The 19,058-nt window shown below is 43.5% G+C and carries 16 protein-coding genes and 1 other RNA gene; 15 read left to right on the top strand and 2 right to left on the bottom strand.

The features are described from left to right. The 3 genes from JF818_RS07620 to JF818_RS07610 all read left to right on the top strand — a co-directional run. A partial coding sequence (locus tag JF818_RS07620; RefSeq protein ID WP_233066763.1) for a transcription antitermination protein NusB occupies positions 1 to 275 on the top strand: 275 nt, incomplete at its 5' end. After that, a complete protein-coding gene (gene map, locus JF818_RS07615; RefSeq protein WP_198891430.1) occupies positions 256 to 1,011 on the top strand; it encodes a type I methionyl aminopeptidase in 756 nt (251 codons plus the stop codon). The genes JF818_RS07620 and map, both read left to right, overlap by 20 nt. 18 nt (positions 1,012 to 1,029) lie before the next feature. Next, complete coding sequence (locus JF818_RS07610; RefSeq protein ID WP_198891429.1) at positions 1,030 to 1,647, top strand: phosphoribosyltransferase; 618 nt, start codon at positions 1,030 to 1,032, stop codon at positions 1,645 to 1,647. Positions 1,648 to 1,757: 110 nt separating this feature from the next. On the opposite strand, the gene JF818_RS07605 is transcribed toward JF818_RS07610, so the two are convergent. Both JF818_RS07605 and JF818_RS07600 read right to left on the bottom strand, forming a co-directional pair. Next, entirely contained in the window at positions 1,758 to 2,894 is a 1,137-nt protein-coding gene (locus JF818_RS07605) for a hypothetical protein (RefSeq protein WP_198891428.1), read from the bottom strand. 11 nt (positions 2,895 to 2,905) lie between these two features. Then, positions 2,906 to 3,502 (bottom strand): TP0733 family outer membrane beta-barrel protein, encoded by a 597-nt coding sequence (locus JF818_RS07600; RefSeq protein WP_198891427.1) that lies wholly within the window; start codon positions 3,500 to 3,502, stop codon positions 2,906 to 2,908. Between the two features lie 176 nt (positions 3,503 to 3,678). On the opposite strand from JF818_RS07600, the gene folD reads away from it, so the two are divergent. The 12 genes from folD to JF818_RS07540 all read left to right on the top strand — a co-directional run. Continuing rightward, a complete protein-coding gene (folD, locus tag JF818_RS07595) occupies positions 3,679 to 4,563 on the top strand; it encodes a bifunctional methylenetetrahydrofolate dehydrogenase/methenyltetrahydrofolate cyclohydrolase FolD (RefSeq protein ID WP_198891426.1) in 885 nt (294 codons plus the stop codon). Further along, the gene (gene miaB / locus JF818_RS07590; protein ID WP_198891425.1) at positions 4,560 to 5,855 is read left to right on the top strand and encodes a tRNA (N6-isopentenyl adenosine(37)-C2)-methylthiotransferase MiaB; all 1,296 of its coding nucleotides are present in this window, start codon (positions 4,560 to 4,562) and stop codon (positions 5,853 to 5,855) included. Before folD ends, miaB begins: the two co-directional genes overlap by 4 nt. Positions 5,856 to 5,866: 11 nt before the next feature. Next, the gene (locus JF818_RS07585) at positions 5,867 to 6,664 is read left to right on the top strand and encodes an NAD-dependent protein deacylase (RefSeq protein ID WP_198891424.1); all 798 of its coding nucleotides are present in this window, start codon (positions 5,867 to 5,869) and stop codon (positions 6,662 to 6,664) included. Between the two features lie 37 nt (positions 6,665 to 6,701). After that, complete coding sequence (locus JF818_RS07580; RefSeq protein ID WP_198891423.1) at positions 6,702 to 8,231, top strand: response regulator; 1,530 nt, start codon at positions 6,702 to 6,704, stop codon at positions 8,229 to 8,231. Continuing rightward, a complete protein-coding gene (locus JF818_RS07575) occupies positions 8,224 to 9,246 on the top strand; it encodes a sensor histidine kinase (RefSeq protein WP_198891422.1) in 1,023 nt (340 codons plus the stop codon). Before JF818_RS07580 ends, JF818_RS07575 begins: the two co-directional genes overlap by 8 nt. After that, the gene (locus JF818_RS07570) at positions 9,243 to 10,700 is read left to right on the top strand and encodes an ATP-binding cassette domain-containing protein (protein WP_198891421.1); all 1,458 of its coding nucleotides are present in this window, start codon (positions 9,243 to 9,245) and stop codon (positions 10,698 to 10,700) included. Before JF818_RS07575 ends, JF818_RS07570 begins: the two co-directional genes overlap by 4 nt. A gap of 74 nt (positions 10,701 to 10,774) precedes the next feature. Beyond that, positions 10,775 to 12,298 (top strand): sugar ABC transporter ATP-binding protein, encoded by a 1,524-nt coding sequence (locus JF818_RS07565; RefSeq protein ID WP_198891420.1) that lies wholly within the window; start codon positions 10,775 to 10,777, stop codon positions 12,296 to 12,298. A 10-nt stretch (positions 12,299 to 12,308) separates the two neighbouring features. Beyond that, the gene (locus JF818_RS07560) at positions 12,309 to 13,322 is read left to right on the top strand and encodes an ABC transporter permease (RefSeq protein ID WP_198891419.1); all 1,014 of its coding nucleotides are present in this window, start codon (positions 12,309 to 12,311) and stop codon (positions 13,320 to 13,322) included. Between the two features lie 43 nt (positions 13,323 to 13,365). Next, positions 13,366 to 14,277: an ABC transporter substrate-binding protein gene (locus tag JF818_RS07555; protein ID WP_198891418.1), complete on the top strand. Its 912-nt coding sequence runs from the start codon at positions 13,366 to 13,368 to the stop codon at positions 14,275 to 14,277. A gap of 101 nt (positions 14,278 to 14,378) precedes the next feature. Then, positions 14,379 to 14,756, top strand: a transfer-messenger RNA (tmRNA) gene (gene ssrA / locus JF818_RS07550). 183 nt (positions 14,757 to 14,939) lie between these two features. Then, entirely contained in the window at positions 14,940 to 16,163 is a 1,224-nt protein-coding gene (locus JF818_RS07545) for an exonuclease SbcCD subunit D C-terminal domain-containing protein (protein WP_198891417.1), read from the top strand. A gap of 9 nt (positions 16,164 to 16,172) precedes the next feature. Further along, a partial coding sequence (locus tag JF818_RS07540) for an AAA family ATPase (RefSeq protein ID WP_198891416.1) occupies positions 16,173 to 19,058 on the top strand: 2,886 nt, incomplete at its 3' end.

Here is a 19,058-nt window from a genome sequence, read left to right as displayed (position 1 = left end):
ATCTTGAGAAGATTGATGAGTCGATCAGTAAGTTTTCACTCAATCGTCCTCTCGAACGAATTGATATTGTAGACAGAAATATTCTCAGGATGAGTGTTTACTGCCTAATGTTTGGGGATATTCATCCTCATATCATCATTGACGAAGCGGTAAAGCTGAGTCAGGATTTCTCCACTGAAGTAAACTATAAGTTCATCAATGGGATTCTGGATGCAATGCAGAAACAGCTTTTCCCTATTCAGGAGCAACATACCGATGATTCGTTTAAAGACTGAAGCACAGATAGCTGGTATAAGAGAGGCTTGTCATCTCACAGCTGAGCTTATGCATAATCTCTCCTCTTATATACAGGAAGGGATGTCCACTTTTGATATTGACCAGTACTGTTACCAGTTTATTGTGAACCATAAAGGGGTCCCTGCATTCCTTCATTATGAGGGGTTTCCTGCGACTGCCTGTATTTCAGTCAATGAGGAGGTAATCCACGGGATTCCTTCAAAAAAACGAATTATCCAGGAAGGTGACCTGGTTGATGTTGATCTTGGTATCAACATGAATGGGCACTTCTCTGACATGGCCAGGACTTTCATCGTTGGAAAGACCAAGGATGAGTACCAGCAGCTCTGTGATGTTACAGAAGAGAGTCTGCGTCTCGGTATTGAGGCCGCTTCGCAGAAAGGTGCTCGAATCCAGGATATTGGCTCTGCAGTCTACAAGCATGCCAGAAAGCATGGGTATGGAGTTGTGAGAGACTACTGTGGCCATGGTGTAGGTCTTGATGTACATGAGGAGCCTGAGATTCCAAACTACACCAGCTCCTATTTACCAAATCCCCGCATTCGGGAGGGCATGGTATTGGCTATTGAGCCGATGATCAACTTGGGAACCCATAAAGTAAGACTTCTTTCAAATGATTGGACAGTCGTTACAGCAGACGGGTTGCCATCTGCACATTTTGAGGATACTGTTGCTATTACAAAACATGGCTTGGAAGTTCTGACGGTTTTCTAGTCCCTGGGGGTCTTTTCTATGGTAATTAAAGAGTTCATTACATGCGATGATATTCGTGACAGTGCATTGAAGCTTGCGCATCAGATGTACAAGGAAGATCATTTCGTTCCGGATATCATTTATGCTTCACTCAGGGGTGGTGCCTATATGGCAAACGTCTTCAGTGAATATTACAAGATGGTACGTATCAGGGAACAGGGGAGACCTGTTTTCTATGCTGCTGTTGTTGCCCGTTCCTATGGGTATCTACGTACCCAGACAAATGTCATGGTTGATGGATGGACATACAGCCCTGAGCACCTGAGAACAGGGGACAGGATCCTTCTTGTCGATGATATTTTCGATACTGGAAAGACAGTCAATGCACTTGCTGAAATCATCATGCATAAGGGCATTCCCAGAGAAGATTTGAAAATTGCGGTCTTCGATTACAAGGTTCCACTCTACAAGAAGGAAGAACCCCTTCCAGTCCAACCAGATTATTACTGTCGTAAACATGTCCTAAACAGTCCTGATGATGAGCGTTGGATACACTACAATTGTCATGAGTTCCTAGGCCTCAGCAGTCAGGAGATTGATGAGCAGTTCCAGGATGAAGAGGTCAGAAATATCCTCCATGAGGTGAGGGGAGACTAGGTTCACCAGCTGTTTTTAATAGAATGATTTTCCATGAATTAAGCAAGAACGGGATGGCATATGCCATCCCGCTCTCTATAACCGTACATTCCCTGGTAATCATTTGAAGACTATAGAGAATAGTTTTCTGTGTTTGTAGAGGTATTCCCACCAATATCTATTCCGTACATACCGTTGTTCAGTGTGGCTATCAACAAGGTACCATCACTCTTCTCATAGCTGTCCACAATCTCAACAGCATCAAGATAGACTCCATATCCATCACGGATAGGTTCAGCGGAAACCCCAGTAGTATCAACAGTGTTGTCATTGAAGCTGATTACATACAGTGGCTCATTGATTCCCTTTGGTTTTGTGATCAGGTCAGTGGTTGCACCATCACTATAGGCATACATGAATGCGTGCTTTTCATAGCTTTTAGTGGATGCTGTGTGCATCAGGGTAAAGGGACCAGTAACCGATGAAGCCCCATACAATGCACCTTCATAGGTGAGCATATAGATAGCACCAATAGCACCACTGTTGTTGATCACAGTCATGGAAGCATACCGGATATCCTCGGTTGCTGCAGGGAGCGCTGTTGCAGTAGAACTAGAACCAGAACCAGAGACATAGTAATGCTTGTAATCACTTCCATCTGTCAGGGACACAAGCAGTGGGGTGGTCGATAGGTCCTGATGTTTTGTACCACTTGGCTGCAATACTGCTTCTACACCAAATCCAGGCAAGGTACCAATAGAAACAACTGCAGCATAAACATCAGTATACTTGTACAGTGCAAATGCATCAGAGCCATCTTTGGTGAGCACCAGTCCATTGGGTAATAGCTTCACGGTATCATATGTTGAAAAATCGGCGATTGCAGCACTATCTACAGTTTCTGAATCAATGTCATAACTATACAGTTTCTTGGTACCGTCATTTGTCTGGAACACAACCTTTGCTTCGGTACTATCGACATATGCTGTCTGGATAATATTCCCTTCTTCATTAGCTACCAGCTTTGTAGAACTCATACCATTGGTTGAGAAGAGACCTTCATCCGTTAAGAAGTATAACGGATTAGTTGTCAAGGGATCATCGTCATCATACTGTCCCACAATCTGCTTGTAGACTATACCAACAGGTGCCTTTGACTCACTGATCTGCCTAAACAGACCTGCAGTTGCATCAGCATTACAGCTGAGCAGCATGAAAGAGAGGAGAAGTGTAAGTGCAATCGATGTCAATATATGTTTTTTCTTCATGGGAAGGACTCCTATTGTCTGTAACTGATAGAGAGGGTGATGGGCACAAAACCAACAAGCGCATTGTCTTGCTGTAACTCTTCATAGTAGTTGAATTCTGGAATCAACCAAAGTCCGGTATTGATACCAAACCCCCAGTTCTCTCCAGGAAACCAAGTGACGCCAACTTCCATGTTTGCGTACATGGTCATCATGGAAGCGTCATTGTACTTGATGTACGCTCCACCAAGACCAAAGGAAATGGGAAGGTCCCACTCACCCTGGACAGGGACATATGAATACTTTGCATAAAAAGGAACTGCAGTAAACAACATCTTGGCTGCAGAAAAATTGAAGTTATACCCGATCTCACCACCAATTGCTGTCTTTGGGGTATTGAAAACCTGATAACTAATGGCACCATATCCGCCAACCTTCATACCCGTATTATCTTCTCCAAGCCCAACAAGAGTGGCATTTGTATCATCCGCAAAAAAGTGAGTAAATGCAGGAATAGTGGTTCCTATCTTGAACGAGAAGATTTGATTTCCTTTATCATAGGTGTCAGCTGCAAAGAGAGAAGCTGAGAGCAAGACAAGGAATAGTGGTAACAGTAGTAATTTTTTCATTCGGTACCTCAGTATATGTACAAGAAACAAGGTGGTTTCCTGTCAGTTACAATAGCATAGCTTCATACCCACTGAAAAGTATAGTAACAGAAGAATGGAAAAGCAAACAGACGGTTTACCTTTGTTGCCATTCGTTGGTATTTTACGGTACTGTAGGGGATATTGAGGAGCAAGACATGCAGATACTATCAGGAAAAGAAGTAGCGCAAAACGTATATGATACACTCACCGAGGAAGCAAAACATTTCTTGGAGAATTATGGGTATGCACCAACTCTTGCAGTTGTTCTGGTAGGCGAGGACCCAGCGAGTCAAAGCTATGTGGCCGGGAAGAAGAAAGCATGCCTCTCACTCGGTTTTGGCCATAAGGACTATCATCTTCCCTCTGATACTTCGCAGGAGCAGCTCCTTGCACTAATTCATCAATTGAATGCAGATTCTTCTGTACATGGTATCTTGGTACAGATGCCACTTCCTGATGGACTCGACCCTGAGGAGGTGATCCAAGCCATTGCTGTTGAAAAAGACGTAGATGGCTTCCATCCTAAGAGTGTAGGGAACCTCCTGATAGGCAACCCTGGCTTTGTAAGCTGCACACCGAAGGGAGTTATGGAAATACTTGACTATTACCATATAGCAACCGCTGGCAAGCATGTTGTGATCGTGGGGAGAAGTAATATTGTAGGGAAGCCCATGGCAAGCCTCCTGATACAGAAGGGAAGAGATGCAACGGTGACCATCTGTCATTCTAGAACGAAAGATCTCCCATCTATCACACGCCAGGCAGATATTCTCATTGCTGCAATCGGGAGGCCCCACTTTATTACTTCCGATATGGTAAAAGATGGGGTAGTGGTCATTGATGTAGGAATTAACAGAATTGAAGACGCCAGTCGTAAACGTGGCTACCGACTGGTAGGTGATGTCGACTATGAAAACGTCTCACCACGCTGCAACGCCATTACTCCGGTTCCCGGTGGGGTCGGGGTAATGACCATTGCCATGCTCATGAAAAATACCATGCAAGCTGCCAAGCAGTTTGCAAGCAAGGAAGTGAAATGATTCACACATATTGGCTTGAGACCTATGGTTGCCAGATGAACATTGCCGAGAGCAATGCACTGGAACTACAACTCAAAGGAGCCGGATTGGTTCCCGCAGCAAGTGCTGAACAAGCAGATTGCGCTATTTTGAATACATGTACTGTACGAAAAAGTGCTGATAATCGTATCTGGGGAAGACTTGGTTTCTTCGGTCGGATCAAGAAAGAGCGACCTTTTACCTTGATTGTGACTGGCTGCATGGCTGAACGCCTCCAGGAAGACCTGAAGGATGAGGCACCACAGGTAGATTATGTAATCGGAACAAACGACAAACAACGTATCGTCAATATCCTCACCAGCAAGGATGGGAAAATGGACGAGCACTCCCAGTCCTATACCTTTGGAGCATCTTACTATCAGGAAGGTGAGTTCAGCTCCTTTATTCCCATCATGAACGGCTGTAACAATTTTTGTGCCTACTGCATTGTTCCCTATGTACGAGGAAGAGAAGTCTCCCGTCCGGTTGATGATATCATCAAGGAATTTGCATTCCTTGACTCCAAGGGAGTGAAAGAAGTAACCCTGCTTGGGCAGAACGTAAACAGTTATCACTTTGAGCAGGATGGGAAGGTTATCAACTTCCCCAAGCTGCTGAAAATCCTGGCTGGCCAGAAGCACTCGGTCAAGTGGATACGTTTTGAAAGCCCTCACCCCAAGGATTTTACCAGCGAACTGGTACAGGTGATCAAGGAAGAGAAAGTAATAGCCCGTCACCTGCATATCCCATTGCAGAGTGGATCAACGAGAATCCTCTCCCTCATGAACCGTAAATACTCTCAAGAACAATTTCTTTCACTGATTGATGAAATCAGGGAAGCAGTTCCCGAGATCACCTTCTCCACTGATGTTATGGTGGGCTTCCCCTCCGAAACAGAGGAGGAGTATCAGGAAACACTGCGTGTTCTCTCTCATATGAGGTGTCTTGAAGCATTCATGTACTATTTTAATCCCAGAGAGGGCACCAAGGCAGTAGACATGGAAGGGCAAGTGGATGAGGAGGTAAGGAAGAGACGGTTGAGTGAACTCATCACTTTCCAACATGCCATTTTTGCGGAAGAAAAGACAAAACGCAGTCATGAGGAAGTTGAGGTATTGGTAACCCAGGTTTCCAAGCATGATGCTTCCCAGATGCTCGGAAAAACAGAGCACAATGAAATGGTGGTTTTCTCTGGTTCTCCTGAAAAAGGAAGCATTGTTAAAGTTCGCCTGAATGAATTGAAAGGAAACACGTATAGCGGAATTCTGGTATAATCTGGAGTGTAATGGAAAAACAACTAGCTTTTGAGAAAAAATTCAACACACTGAGAGCAATGATCAGGGGAAGCCGTTCCCTGGTCGTGCTTACTGGTGCAGGCATCTCAACGCTCTCCGGAATACCTGACTTTCGAAGCAGCAGTGGAGTATATGCAAAACGTTGGAATGAGTATCGAGTTGAAGAGATCTTGAGTATAGGATTTTTCCATGCTCATCCAGAGCTCTTCTACGAATGGGCCAGAGAGTTCTGGTACAAATTGGATTCCTACCAACCGAATGTAGTACATACCAGTCTAGCTACCTTGGAGAGAAAAGGCTACGTACGAGGTGTTTTCACACAAAACATTGATATGTTGCATAAAAAGGCAGGAAGCCGAAAATGTTATGAATTGCACGGGAGTGCCGAACACCACCATTGCACAAATTGCAACAGCTACTACTCCTATGCATCCATTGCCCCTATCGTATTGAACGGGGAAGTACCACGGTGTACTCAGTGTGGGTCTGTGATAAAACCGGATATAACCTTCTATGGAGAGAACCTTGATGCCTTGGTACTAGCCAAGGCATATGAGATGTTCAGCCATAGTGACCTTACACTTGTCCTGGGCTCCTCTCTGTTGGTACAACCTGCAGCAAACCTACCGTATCATTCATTGCAAAACAGCGCCTCACTGGTAATCGTAAACAAGCAAAAAACTGGATACGATCGTTCAGCTACGTTACAGTTCACTGACCTACAACAATTTGGTGAAGCACTTGAGGCGTTTGCAGAAACACTTGAGGAAAGAAAATCACAGGTTTAACTTTCGCTCTTACAGTTTTCCCCGTACAATAACGAATATGAAAGTTGTTGTCGCGGATGATGAGAGAAGAGTACGTGCCCTTATAGTTGCATTGATTGACTGGGATGGACTAGATCTACAGAACGTTGGGACTGCCTATGATGGATTGGAAGCTTTTGATGTAATCAAGCGAGAGAAGCCTGATCTGGTTATCACTGATATACGTATGCCAGGTCTCGATGGCTTGGAATTGATCAGCAAGGCAAAAGCACTATATCCAGATTTGCAATTCATTATTATCAGTGGCCATAAACAGTTTGACTATGCACAGAGCGCCATCAAATATGGTGTAGGCGAATACCTGCTGAAACCGATCAAGAAGCAGGAGTTGAACCAAACACTGCAAAGGATGAAGAAGCGATATAGTGAACAATCATCTTCGAAGGCCTTGCAGAAACAAGTAAAGGAAGACAGAGAGTATTTGAAGAGTACTAGTTTTTTATCATTCTTGAAGAGTAATGATCCGCAGATTCTCTCTCCCTGGATTACCGACAACACAGTGCTTCGTATCGGGATAATTGGTATACAGAGTCCATCAAAGGATCCAGTGGTTCAACTGCTTCAAGAAAAAGTGAGAACTGCTTTGGAAAGAGACTCCTTCAATGTCTGTCTTCAAGCATATCAAGGAGATCTATACCTATTTTATACCTATCAGAGTGAACAACGTTCTCAGGTAATTTTGGGGGCTGAGAATTTGGTTGAAATGCTCAAGGTTCAGGCTCAGATATTTCAAGATTTAAGATGTTCGATAGCTATGGGATTGGAGGTAACATCTCTTGATGATCTACCTCTATCGTTGTTATCAGCAAAACAAGCTCTAACAAGAAGATTGGTAGAAGGACATCATCATTTGTTTGAAGCCGAAGACTTGGAAAAATGTACCATTGATCCTTTCCTTCAAAGTGTAGCAGTTTCGTTCGAGAAATGTTGTGCTCAAGACAATCTGAATACTGATTATCTCACTTCAGATATATTTCGTACCTTGGAGAAACAACAGGTTTCCCTCTATACCACAGTGGAAGTGCTTCTCCAGTCCTACCGACAAGCCCTACAGTTTGCCAAAGAACAGTGTGCACAGGAGGATACAGTAGAGAACCATGAACAGGCAATGCTTGAAGCAGAATCTCTGGAAGCGGTAAAACTAGCCTACTGTAAGGCAATGCATACACTCCTAGTTCAGTATCGCGAGGCACGGGAAGTACTGGTTAGTAAACCCATAAGAATTTCTATAAACTATCTCCAAAAACATTATAAGGATGAGATGCTCAGTCTGGATCTTGTAAGTGAACAGGTACATCTCAACAGTTCCTATTTCAGTGCACTCTTTAAAAAGAGCATGGGTGTCGGTTTTAGTGACTATGTACTTGCCCTCAGAATCCAGGAGGCAAAACGTTTACTGGTGGATACAAATAAAGGGATAGCTGAGATAGCATTTGAAATAGGTTATCATGATCCGAAGCACTTTACGAAGTTGTTCAAAAAGAGTTGTCAGATTAAGCCTAATGAATACAGGAAGCTCTATGGCTGATACTTATCGATATCTAGAATCACGTATAATCCTTATTGCCTCTCTCTTTGTATTGCACGTCCTCCTTGTGCTTGCTGGTATGTTTCTCTATCTAGAGGAACGTATCCAGACACCACTGGTTCTTCTTTTCTCACTTGTAAGCTTTTTCATTCTGCTGGCTTTTAGTTATTGGTGGATAGTGCTGCCATATAGAAGAACAAAACATATCTGGCAGTTGTTTGCTACTGGATACACCTTTCGATCAATAATAGACGAACAAACCCCGTTAGCGAAGGAATTAGTTTCGGTCAATAGAACCTTGCAGACGGTGCTCAATAACGATCACTTAATGAATGCGAGCAAGCGTCAAGCTCAATTCTTGGCGCTTCAGAATCAGATTAATCCTCATTTCCTTTATAACACCTTGGAAGGGATTCGCAGTGAAGCACTGCTTGCTGGGCTAGATTCAGTTGCTACCATGACCGAAGCACTCTCCACATTTTTTCGCTATACCATTAGCAATGTAGAGAACTTGGTTACTCTTGGCCAAGAGCTTGAAAATACCAAGAATTACTTCTTTATCCAACAATTTCGTTTTGGCACCAGAATCAAGCTGAGTATAGTATTTGATGAGGAAGATACGAAAGACCTCCTCCTGTACCGTATCCCAAAACTCACTCTTCAGCCTATTGTCGAGAACTGCATCATCCATGGTCTTGAATGCAAGGTAGGGGAAGGCCATCTTTTAATTCGGTTGGAACGGACCCAATCCAGACTCATCGTTACCGTAAGTGATGATGGGGTAGGAATGGATCCTGATATGTTGGAGAAAATCCAGAGAGGGTTGAATATACGCAGTTTTGATTATGTGAAGCGAGAGGAGAAAGAAAGCGGAATCGCATTGGTGAATGTCAACAATAGAATCAAATTATTGTTCGGGGAGCAGTATGGTCTCACTGTAACCAGCCAGAAACAAGTGGGGACAGATGTAATCATCTCATTGCCAGCAAGCAAGCAGGAGAAAGCTGAATCATGAAAGAGGAAGTATTTCGTCTTGAACAGGTATCGCTTCCTCCGTTTTTACACGATATAAACATTCAACTTTTTAAAGGAGAGGTAGTTGGCCTAATAGGGGTGAATGCACTTGGTATCGAGGAACTGCTCACCATTTTCCAGAAGAACATCCCACTCCATTACGGACATGTTTACTGCCAAGAGCAATTGGTCAATGATTACCTCTCCAGCAATCGTAAAGAGAATAATGTAGCGGTGATTGATCGTAAGAGTATGCTTATCGATAATCTGAGTGTTGAGGAAAATCTCTTTATCCTCAGAAAAGGAAGTAAGCAACATCTTATCAAATATAAACTACTTTCTTCACAGATGCAGCAACTGCTGGCACCATTCCACCTTGAAATCAGTAACAGAACTCTAGTGAGTGACCTTTCTTCTTTTGAGAAACTGGTGATACAATTTGTTAAGGCCAAACTATCCAGAAGTAGCTTAGTCATTCTCAAGGATATTTCTACCTTCGTCAGTGAGATGGATTTGGCAAAGCTGCAACCGATTCTTACCTATTTCATACATGAAGGAATGACATTCCTCTATGTATGTAATCACCACCAAGAAGCTTTTCGTTTCTCACACCGATGTTATCTTATGCGAGAAGGTAAAATTATCAAACACCTATATCCTGATCAGATGAATGACAGGGTGATCAACCAATACGCCTATGAATTCAAGGAATCCATCGAAGAAGGGAAGCGACAGGAACAATATATCCAGAGACCTATCTCAGAAGGCTATTTTAAAATCAACCACCTCTCCTATCGTAACATAAAAGATATACATCTTCAAATCGAAAAAGGCGAAACAGTAGTGCTCATGGATAGTGAAAATCTTATTTTGGAACAACTATTTTCATTGTTGAAGGGTGAGACAGAACCTGAATCAGGAAGCATTTTGTTGGAAGGGAAAAGACCTACAATCTCCGATCGCTCCATCGCACTGGTTCCAGCAAAACCTGAACAAAGTCTCATTTTTCCACAACTCACGGTATTGGACAATCTGTTATTCACCAGTGACCATAAGGTGCCGTATCTTTGGTTGACGCGGAAACGTAGAGTTGCACTTGGCCACGATTTGGAAGAGCCCTTTGGAGAATCAATAACTGAGACCTCAGCAGAAGAGTACTCCCAGTCTTATAAACTACGGTTAGTGTATCAACGATTGCTACTCCAAAAACCTACCTTTCTTTGTGCTGTACAACCATTCGCTTCAATAGACATGTATCAACGAATCGAGTTGATTTCCACCTATGACCTATTGAAACAACGAGGAACTACCATCCTTATCCTCGCAGTCTCACTATCTGATACACTGCAGATTGCAGACCGTCTGTTGCTGTGTAAGAACGGAAAGATTGAACGACAACTACTGCGTCATGAATTTTCCCAATATCGAGGTTTTGCGGGATCAATTCCTCAATAATCCAAAAAAATTCCACCTCTTTCCAAAGAAAGCGCACCTATCTAGCTAGCTATTCCCATGCAACACTTACATACATGAATGATCAACCATACATCGTAGAAATGGAACATATTACCAAAACCTTTCCAGGTGTAAAAGCACTGGATGATGTCCAGTTCCGCTTAAAGGCTGGCCAGGTTATGGCATTACTTGGGGAGAATGGGGCTGGGAAGTCCACATTAGTGAAAATCCTCAGCGGAGTATACACCAGGAACAGCGGAACAATGAGGTTGTTTGGAAATACGATTGAAGGCGATCTTACTCCCAAACAAGCTCAAGAACTAGGAATATCGATCATACATCAAGAATTGAATATGTGTTCCCATCTCACTGTCTGTCAGAATATTTTCCTTGGACATGAACAGACAACAGGGAGATTGCTAGACAACAAAAGTATGCGTAGCCGGGCGAAGGAAGTATTGCAATCTCTTGATATTGACCTTGATCCTGACATGCTTGTTGGTGACTTGGCAGTATCGAAACAACAGATGGTGGAGATTGCAAAGGCTCTGCAATCAAATGCAAAGGTACTAATTATGGATGAGCCCACCAGTGCATTGACTAGTGTGGAGATTAACCAACTCTTTCGGCTAATCAAGGGCCTAAAAGAGAAGGGGGTGGGAATCATTTATATCAGTCACCGTCTGGAAGAGTTGCAACATATCATTGATACAGTAACCATAATGCGGGATGGAAGATTCATTCTTGAAAAACCCTTTCCTGACCTTACCATGAACCAGATTATCGCACATATGGTAGGAAGGGAAATTAAGGAGAAATTCCCCAGAATCCCTGCTCATCAAGGGAAAAAACTATTCAGCGTACAAAATCTGTGTGCCGGTCCATTGGTACGGGAGATAAATTTTGATGTTTACGAGGGTGAAATACTCGGTTTTGCTGGATTGATGGGAGCTGGACGTACTGAGATGACGAGAGCCATTTTTGGTGTAGATCCAAAAGACCAAGGCCTTATAACTGTTAACGGAACGGAAGTTACTATCAATTGTCCAGAGGATGCAATACGACATGGTTTGGTGCTTGCTCCTGAAGATAGAAAGAAAGACGGAATCTGCGTCAAGCTCTCAGTGAGAGAAAACATTGCCTTGCCTAACCTTGACTTGCTTTGCTCCAAGGCTGGTGTTGTTAATCGCAAGAAAGAAGCCGAAATGGTCAACAAAGCTATTAAGGACTTGAAGATCAAGCTTGCAAATGCAGAGGTCGATGCTTCTTCCTTGTCAGGAGGAAACCAACAAAAGGTAGTAGTGGGTAAGTGGCTTGCCAGAAATAGTAAAGTAGTTATCTTTGATGAGCCAACACGTGGAATAGATGTTGCTGCAAAAGTTGAGATCTATCAGCTTATGAATCAGTTAAAGGAGTCAGGTATTGCGGTAATGTTCATATCCAGTGAGATGCCGGAAATCCTTGGTTTTAGTGACAGAATTTTAGTAATGTGTGATGGCAGGATAACTGGTGAATTAACTCGTGAGAATGCAACACAGGAAAAGATACTTGCACTTGCAACACAATTTGAAAATAAATTTGAGAACCAGGTAGGGTGAGGGAAACGATATGGTAACGTATATTGAAAAACCGTTCAAACGGTTGATGGGAATACGGGGAATAGGACAAGTACTGACCGTAACCGCTGGTCTTGTTGTTTTGAGTGTTATTTTTGGGATAATGAACCCAATATTTTTCTCATCCCGTAATGTGGCAAACTTGCTTCGTCAGATTGCCCCAATACTGCTTATTGGAATCGGACAATCCTACGTACTGATTACTGGAAATATCGACCTTTCCATTGGTTCTGTAGTAGGCATGAGCACGATGATCAGCGCTACTCTCATGACAAAAGGAGTGAATCCTTGGTTGGCTGTATTGCTAACTATCGTTGCATGCCTTGGAGTGGGATTGTCAAATGGTCTGCTCGTGTCATTTGCGAAATTACCTCCATTCATTGCCACGTTGGGAACCATGACAATAGCCCGAGGCATAGCGCAGATAGCAAACAACAATTACAATACCGATTCAATCGGAGAAGCAGCACAAGGCCTTCGTGACTTCTTCTATTATGGAAAGACTTTTGGACTCTATAACACTATCTGGATTGCTCTGGTACTCTGGATTATCTTCAACTTCATCCTCACCCGTACAAAGACAGGCCGGCATATTTATGCAATAGGGTCCAACGCAGAGGCAGCCAGACTCAGTGGTGTTAACTTGGTTTCTACAACAACTAAAGCTTATCTAGTTTCTGCTTTTGTCTCCTGTGTTGTAGGCCTTATCACCACCGCTACCAGTGGAATGGGTACCATGGATGCAGGTAATACCTATGAGCTGTACGCTGTTGCTGCCTCGGTGATAGGTGGAGTTTCCACCCTTGGAGGGCAGGGAATGCTCTTTGGTACAGTGATTGGTGCTTCTATTTGGGGCGTTCTTCAGAACGGTCTGCAATTTGCAGGAGCCCCGGTTGCCATCAGGAATATAGTTATTGGAATCATTGTCGTCATCTCGGTATTGCTTGATGTCATCGTCCGCTCAGGCAAGAGTTCCCGGAAGAAACGGACGGAAGCAAGTGTTTGATCATAATCACCTTAGGTGAGAAATAGTAAAGGAGAGTATTAGTATGAAGAAACTGAGTATGGTACTATTGGTACTGCTGATTGCAGGGTCACTGTTCGCACAGGGCGCAAAAGAGGATTCTTCTGCCTACAAGATTTATCTGATCACAATGGATCAGATGGACCAGCACTGGGTAAATGTGGACAAGGGTGCACAGAAAGCAGCAGAGGAATTGGGCTCCGTTGATTACAAATGGTTGGCTCCCGATGTAAAGGACGATGCTAAGCAGATTGAGAGCATCAACAATGCAGTTGCAGGTGGTGCTGATGCCATTCTTCTGGCTGCAAATGGTCCGAATGCAGTAACTGCTGCACTAAAAGAAGCTGAAGAAGCTGGAGTTACCATTGTCTATGTTGACTCGGCAGCAAACTTCCCCGCAGTACAGACGCTGGCAACAGACAACACTGCTGCAGGGACTACAGCAGGTGAGGAGATGCTTGAGGCATTGAAAGCTAAGGGCGTAAATGCTGGAAAGATTGGAGTAATCTCCGTTAACAGTGCAACGGCCTCCACTGTTGCTCGTGAAACGGGTTTCCGTAAGGCCTTCGAGGGTACTTCCTTTGAAATCCTAGAGACCCAATACTGTAATGGTGATGCTGCTGTATCAAAGGACATGAGTGCAAACTTTATTACTCAAGGTGTGGTTGGTCTTTTCGGAGCCAATGAAGGATCCACAGTTGGTATCGGAAACGCAATTGCTGAAGCAGGAACTAGTGTCATCGGTGTTGGATTTGACAAGAGTGATATGATTCTTTCATTGATCAAGAGTGGTCATATTCTTGCAACCATGGCACAGAACCCTGATGTAATGGGATACGAAGGTGTAAAGACTGCCTATCGTGCATTGAGTGGCGAGGCTATCTCCCAGGACTATGTAGATACCGGCGTTTCTGTACTGACAAAAGAAAACCTGTAAAAATACAGTTAAGTTGAACCAAGCAAGGGGGGCATAAGCCCTCCTTGCCTTCTTTGTAAATTCTGAGTATAGTAAAGATACCTCAAGGGATTAGTCCCATTGGGGGTGTTTCGGTTTCGACTGGCGGAAGATCAGGCCAGTGGCTGCAAGCGGAGCGCCAACTCCTAAAACTAGCAAAAACATTTAACTGCCAAAAAAGAAGACGAAGTCTCCTTCGAAGCAGAATACGCTCTCGCTGCGTAACAGCACGAGGACGTACAGGCCCGTCTGCTGCCGCTCTTAAGCAACGGATACCTGTAAAAGTAAGAGCTTACCCAACCCAGTGCCTATGGGGGGAGGGGACATTAAAGTAGGCTACAAAGAGCGGACGTTTTGCCGGTGAACCTAACGCACTTTGGAAATTTTGATCACCAGCTAAGCTTGTAGACGTCCCTGGGTGGCACGTTAGGACGGGGGTTCGAATCCCCCCACCTCCAGAAACACGACCCGTCTTCTTCGGAAGGCGGGTTTTTTATGTAAAGCACCCAAACATTCAAAGCTCCTTACACTAATTCAGGAAGAAGTTGGAAGTTATCCAGCTTTCTGCATGCATTTGGTTGAGAATCACCTGCTGTCAGCCTATACTATGATGATATGAGTACAACTCTTTTTCAGGAGCCTTCATGAATATTCTCCATACATCAGACTGGCATCTTGGTCGTTCGCTGTTCTCACAGAAACGCTATGATGAATTTGCCTCATTTCTAAGTTGGTTGATTGAAACCATCGAAAATCAACAAGTAGATATCTTGTTGGTATCCGGTGACATCTTCGACACCAGTACACCTAGCAACAAAGCCCAGCAACTCTATTACGAGTTTCTCTACAAAGTCTCCAAATCATGTTGCAAGACCATCGTAATCATCGGGGGAAACCACGACAGCCCATCATTCCTACAAGCTCCGAGCGCTCTCTTACATGTACTCAATGTACATGTAATTGGATCCAAAAGAGAAACGCCAGAAGAAGAGGTGCTTATAGTTGAGGCAAATGGTAAACCGATGGCCATTATCTGTGCTGTCCCTTATTTGCGTGACAAGGACATCCGCTACGCGGAAGCAGGAGAGACCATTGATGACAAGAATAAAAAACTCCTGGAAGGAATAAAGGAACACTATAAAACAGTTTGTAGTATTGCAAAAAAGAGACAAATGGAATTGGGAAACAATGTACCCCTCATTGCAATGGGGCATCTCTTCACACAAGGAGGCAAGACAGTAGAGGGAGATGGTGTGAGTGAACTCTACATCGGCTCCCTTGCACAGATAGACAGCTCTGTCTTCCCTGAATTCCTGGATTACGTAGCGCTTGGGCATCTCCATGTACCACAGTGTGTAGGTGGCAAGGATGCGATACGGTACAGTGGTTCCCCGATCCCCATGGGATTTGGGGAAGCAAAACAGCAGAAACAGGTTGTATTGCTGCATTTTGATAAAACCCTTTCCATAGAGCCGCTTCCCATACCATCATTTCAACATCTGGAGAGCATCAAGGGAACCATGGAGCACATTACCTCAAGAATTCTACAGCTTAAAGAGAAGGGTGAATCTGCTTATATTGAAATTGAGTATACAGCACCCGAGATGGTCACCAATCTAAGTGAACAGTGTGAGGAACTTGTAAAAGATTCAAACCTCACCATACTCCGTATACGGAATCGTCAATTCATACAACGAGTTATGGCATCAATGCAGGTACAGGAAACTTTGGAAGACCTAAACCCGGAAGAAGTCTTTACACGATGCCTCGATACATTTGCAGTAACCGAGGGAGAGCGACAGCCTTTGAGAGATGCTTATCATGAAATACTCTTGGAAATGCATGATGAAGATACCCTTGCTGAATAGGACAAAACCATGAAACTACTCGAACTCAGATTCAAGAATCTCAACTCACTCTATGGAGAGTGGGTTATCGATTTTACTCATCCAGAATATGAATCAAATGGTATCTTTGCCTTGACTGGACCAACTGGCGCAGGTAAGTCGACCATTCTCGATGCCATTTGTCTTGCTCTTTATGGAGCAACACCAAGGCTTGGAAGAATTACCAAAAGCAATAATGAGATCATGAGCAGACAGACAGGAAGTTGTTATGCAGAGGTGTTGTTTGCCTCAAACGCAGGACGATTTCGTTGTCATTGGGAACAAAGAAGAGCACGGAGCAAGGCTGAGGGAAATCTGCAGGAAGCAGAACATCAAATCTTTGACGCTGATAACGGGAAACCGATTGAAACGATGAAAAGTCGTGTAGGGCTTGTTATAGAAGAAAAGACAGGAATGGATTTTGACCGGTTCACTCGTTCAATCCTCTTGGCTCAAGGTAGTTTCGACTCATTCTTGAAAGCAGACAGTGAGCAGAAATCGAAAATATTAGAGCAAATAACCGGTACCGAAATGTACTCTGAGATCTCAAAACGAGTTCATGAAAGACAGAGAAAGGAACAGGAAGCATTGAAACTGCTCCAGGCTGAAACCTCTGGTATTGTGATTCTGGAACCCGAACAAGAAATAACCATAAAAAAGGAACTGGAAGAAAAACTCCAACAGGAGAAAAACCTTACCAGTAACTTGTCAAAAACAAACGAAGCCTTGCTTTGGATGAAGAATATTGAGAATCTCAACAAGGAAATCGATAACCTTTCCCAAGAAAAAGAAGCACTTTATCGTGAAATGGAAACGTTCAAACCAAAAAGGGCAATCTTGAGCAATGCCCTGAAAGCATCATATCTGGATGGAATATACGCAACACTCTCAGCCCTTCGCTCACAACAAGCTGAAGACAATACTGCTTTAAGAGATGAAGAATCAGCTCTCCCTGAGATGGAGACTTCAACAAATAATCAAGGTAAAATTCTTGCAGATGCAGAACAGCTGACAATACAAAGAAAACAGGAATTGCAAACAGCAACTCCAAAACTGAAAGAAATTCAGTCTCTCGATCAGAAGATAGCTAATTTGGAAAAGAATGTATCTGATGAGGCTGAAAGTTACGCAAAGGATACTACACAAATAGATGCTGATAGAAAGAATCTAACCGAGGAGCAGGAGAAGAAAGCTGAAAGTGAAACCCAGAAAGAAACTATAGAACAATATCTTTCTGAGCACTCACAGGATGCATGGCTTGTCAGTGGCCTTACCGGTATTGAAGAACAATTAGGATCTCTCCTGGAGAAACAGAAAGAGATAGAAGAGAAGGGAACTGCCCTCGAAATAGCTGAAAAAGCGGTATCAACCGTTACTAAGAAACTGAAAGAAGCAACAGCACTATGCACGGAAAGCAAAGCCAAGCTTGAAAAAATCTCTTTTGATCTCCAAGAAGCACAAATTGCTTTGAAGACACTTCTAGAAGATATCCCTCTTAGCTCCTACCGTAAGGAAAAGGATTCCCTGCTTCGAGAAATCGCTTATATCAAGAGAATTGAGGAACTGGAAAACCTTCGTACAAAGCTGGAGGACGGAAAACCCTGTCCACTCTGTGGTGCAATAGAACATCCTTTTGCAAAAGGGAATATTCCAGTTCGCGATGAAATCGAACAACGCATTGAAAAACTGACAACACTGATCACTGAAGCGGAGAATCAAGAGAATATTATAAGGAATCTTGTACAAGCAGAGACTGATGCACGTACCGCACTGCAAGCATATGAGAAAAGAGAAGCAAGTGCAGCCAATGAGAAGAAATCCGATGAAAGAACCTGTAGTGAGATTGCTTTAACCATAAAAAACCTTCGCTCCAATGTTGATCAGATCATACAATCTCTTTTGGAGAAACTGAGGCCATTGGGCATTACCCAAATTAATTCCTCTTTGGTTACATCCATACAGGCCTCTCTCGATTCCAGACTGAAAGTATGGCAGGAAAAAACAAAACAAAAAACAGAGATCGAAAAACATATCGACAGTATTGTAGGAGAGATTAAGCGTCTAGAGGGGATGATTTCCACTCAGGAGAAAGCTCTAGTTGGCAAAAGGAACCATCTCGATACACTAAAACAACAACTAGCCGATACCAAAGATAAACGGAAAAGCTTGTATGGTGATGTAATCCCAAATGTTGAAGAAAAACGCTTGACCGATGCAATTGCTGATGCCGAGTCAGCTGAAAAGAGAGCCAGGGCACTATGTAATGATCTTCAACAAAAACTGGCAACAGCCAGAAGTAAGGTAGAGTCTAGAAACAAGAGCATCGAACAACGGGCTCCAAAACTTGCAGAAGCAGAAGAACAATTCCTGAAGGCATTACGCACATCTGATTTTTCTGATGAGGAAGCATTCCGGGAAGCCAGGATTTCCTATGAGGAACGGGAATCCTTATCCCAGAAAGCAAGGGAGTTGGATAATTCAGAAACCACACTTGTGACCAAGCTGAAAGATCGGATGGATCGTTTGGAATTAGAGCAGGAGAAGCATCTCAGCGATGCCACATATGAAGATGTACAGGCACAAGCAAACATCTATGACGAGTCTTTGAAGCAGTTACGAGATGAAATTGCTACCTATACACATACACTGCGAGAAAATATTGCAGCAATAGAACGAATACAGGGCAAGAAACTCGCCATAGAAGCTCAAACACAACGTTGCGCTCGCTGGGATTCCTTGCACAATCTCATCGGTTCAGCCGATGGTAAAAAGTATCGTACCTTTGCACAAGGACTAACTTTTGAACTGATGGTAGCTCATGCAAACCGTCAGCTGGAAAAAATGACAGACAGATACCTGTTGATCAGGGATGAATCC

The organism is Sphaerochaeta sp. S2 (genome assembly GCF_016406725.1).
In the GTDB taxonomy this organism is placed as follows: domain Bacteria; phylum Spirochaetota; class Spirochaetia; order Sphaerochaetales; family Sphaerochaetaceae; genus Sphaerochaeta.
Note: the sequence above shows the minus strand (reverse complement) of the source record. Positions and strands in the feature narration are given on the sequence as shown.

Bases quoted from the DNA above. Each gene is read 5' to 3' on its own strand.
- map (WP_198891430.1), top strand. From the start codon at position 256: ATGATTCGTTTAAAGACTGAAGCACAGATAGCTGGTATAAGAGAGGCT.
- JF818_RS07610 (WP_198891429.1), top strand. From the start codon at position 1,030: ATGGTAATTAAAGAGTTCATTACATGCGATGATATTCGTGACAGTGCA.
- JF818_RS07605 (WP_198891428.1), bottom strand. From the start codon at position 2,894: ATGAAGAAAAAACATATATTGACATCGATTGCACTTACACTTCTCCTC.
- JF818_RS07600 (WP_198891427.1), bottom strand. From the start codon at position 3,502: ATGAAAAAATTACTACTGTTACCACTATTCCTTGTCTTGCTCTCAGCT.
- folD (WP_198891426.1), top strand. From the start codon at position 3,679: ATGCAGATACTATCAGGAAAAGAAGTAGCGCAAAACGTATATGATACA.
- miaB (WP_198891425.1), top strand. From the start codon at position 4,560: ATGATTCACACATATTGGCTTGAGACCTATGGTTGCCAGATGAACATT.
- JF818_RS07585 (WP_198891424.1), top strand. From the start codon at position 5,867: ATGGAAAAACAACTAGCTTTTGAGAAAAAATTCAACACACTGAGAGCA.
- JF818_RS07580 (WP_198891423.1), top strand. From the start codon at position 6,702: ATGAAAGTTGTTGTCGCGGATGATGAGAGAAGAGTACGTGCCCTTATA.
- JF818_RS07575 (WP_198891422.1), top strand. From the start codon at position 8,224: ATGGCTGATACTTATCGATATCTAGAATCACGTATAATCCTTATTGCC.
- JF818_RS07570 (WP_198891421.1), top strand. From the start codon at position 9,243: ATGAAAGAGGAAGTATTTCGTCTTGAACAGGTATCGCTTCCTCCGTTT.
- JF818_RS07565 (WP_198891420.1), top strand. From the start codon at position 10,775: ATGAATGATCAACCATACATCGTAGAAATGGAACATATTACCAAAACC.
- JF818_RS07560 (WP_198891419.1), top strand. From the start codon at position 12,309: ATGGTAACGTATATTGAAAAACCGTTCAAACGGTTGATGGGAATACGG.
- JF818_RS07555 (WP_198891418.1), top strand. From the start codon at position 13,366: ATGAAGAAACTGAGTATGGTACTATTGGTACTGCTGATTGCAGGGTCA.
- JF818_RS07545 (WP_198891417.1), top strand. From the start codon at position 14,940: ATGAATATTCTCCATACATCAGACTGGCATCTTGGTCGTTCGCTGTTC.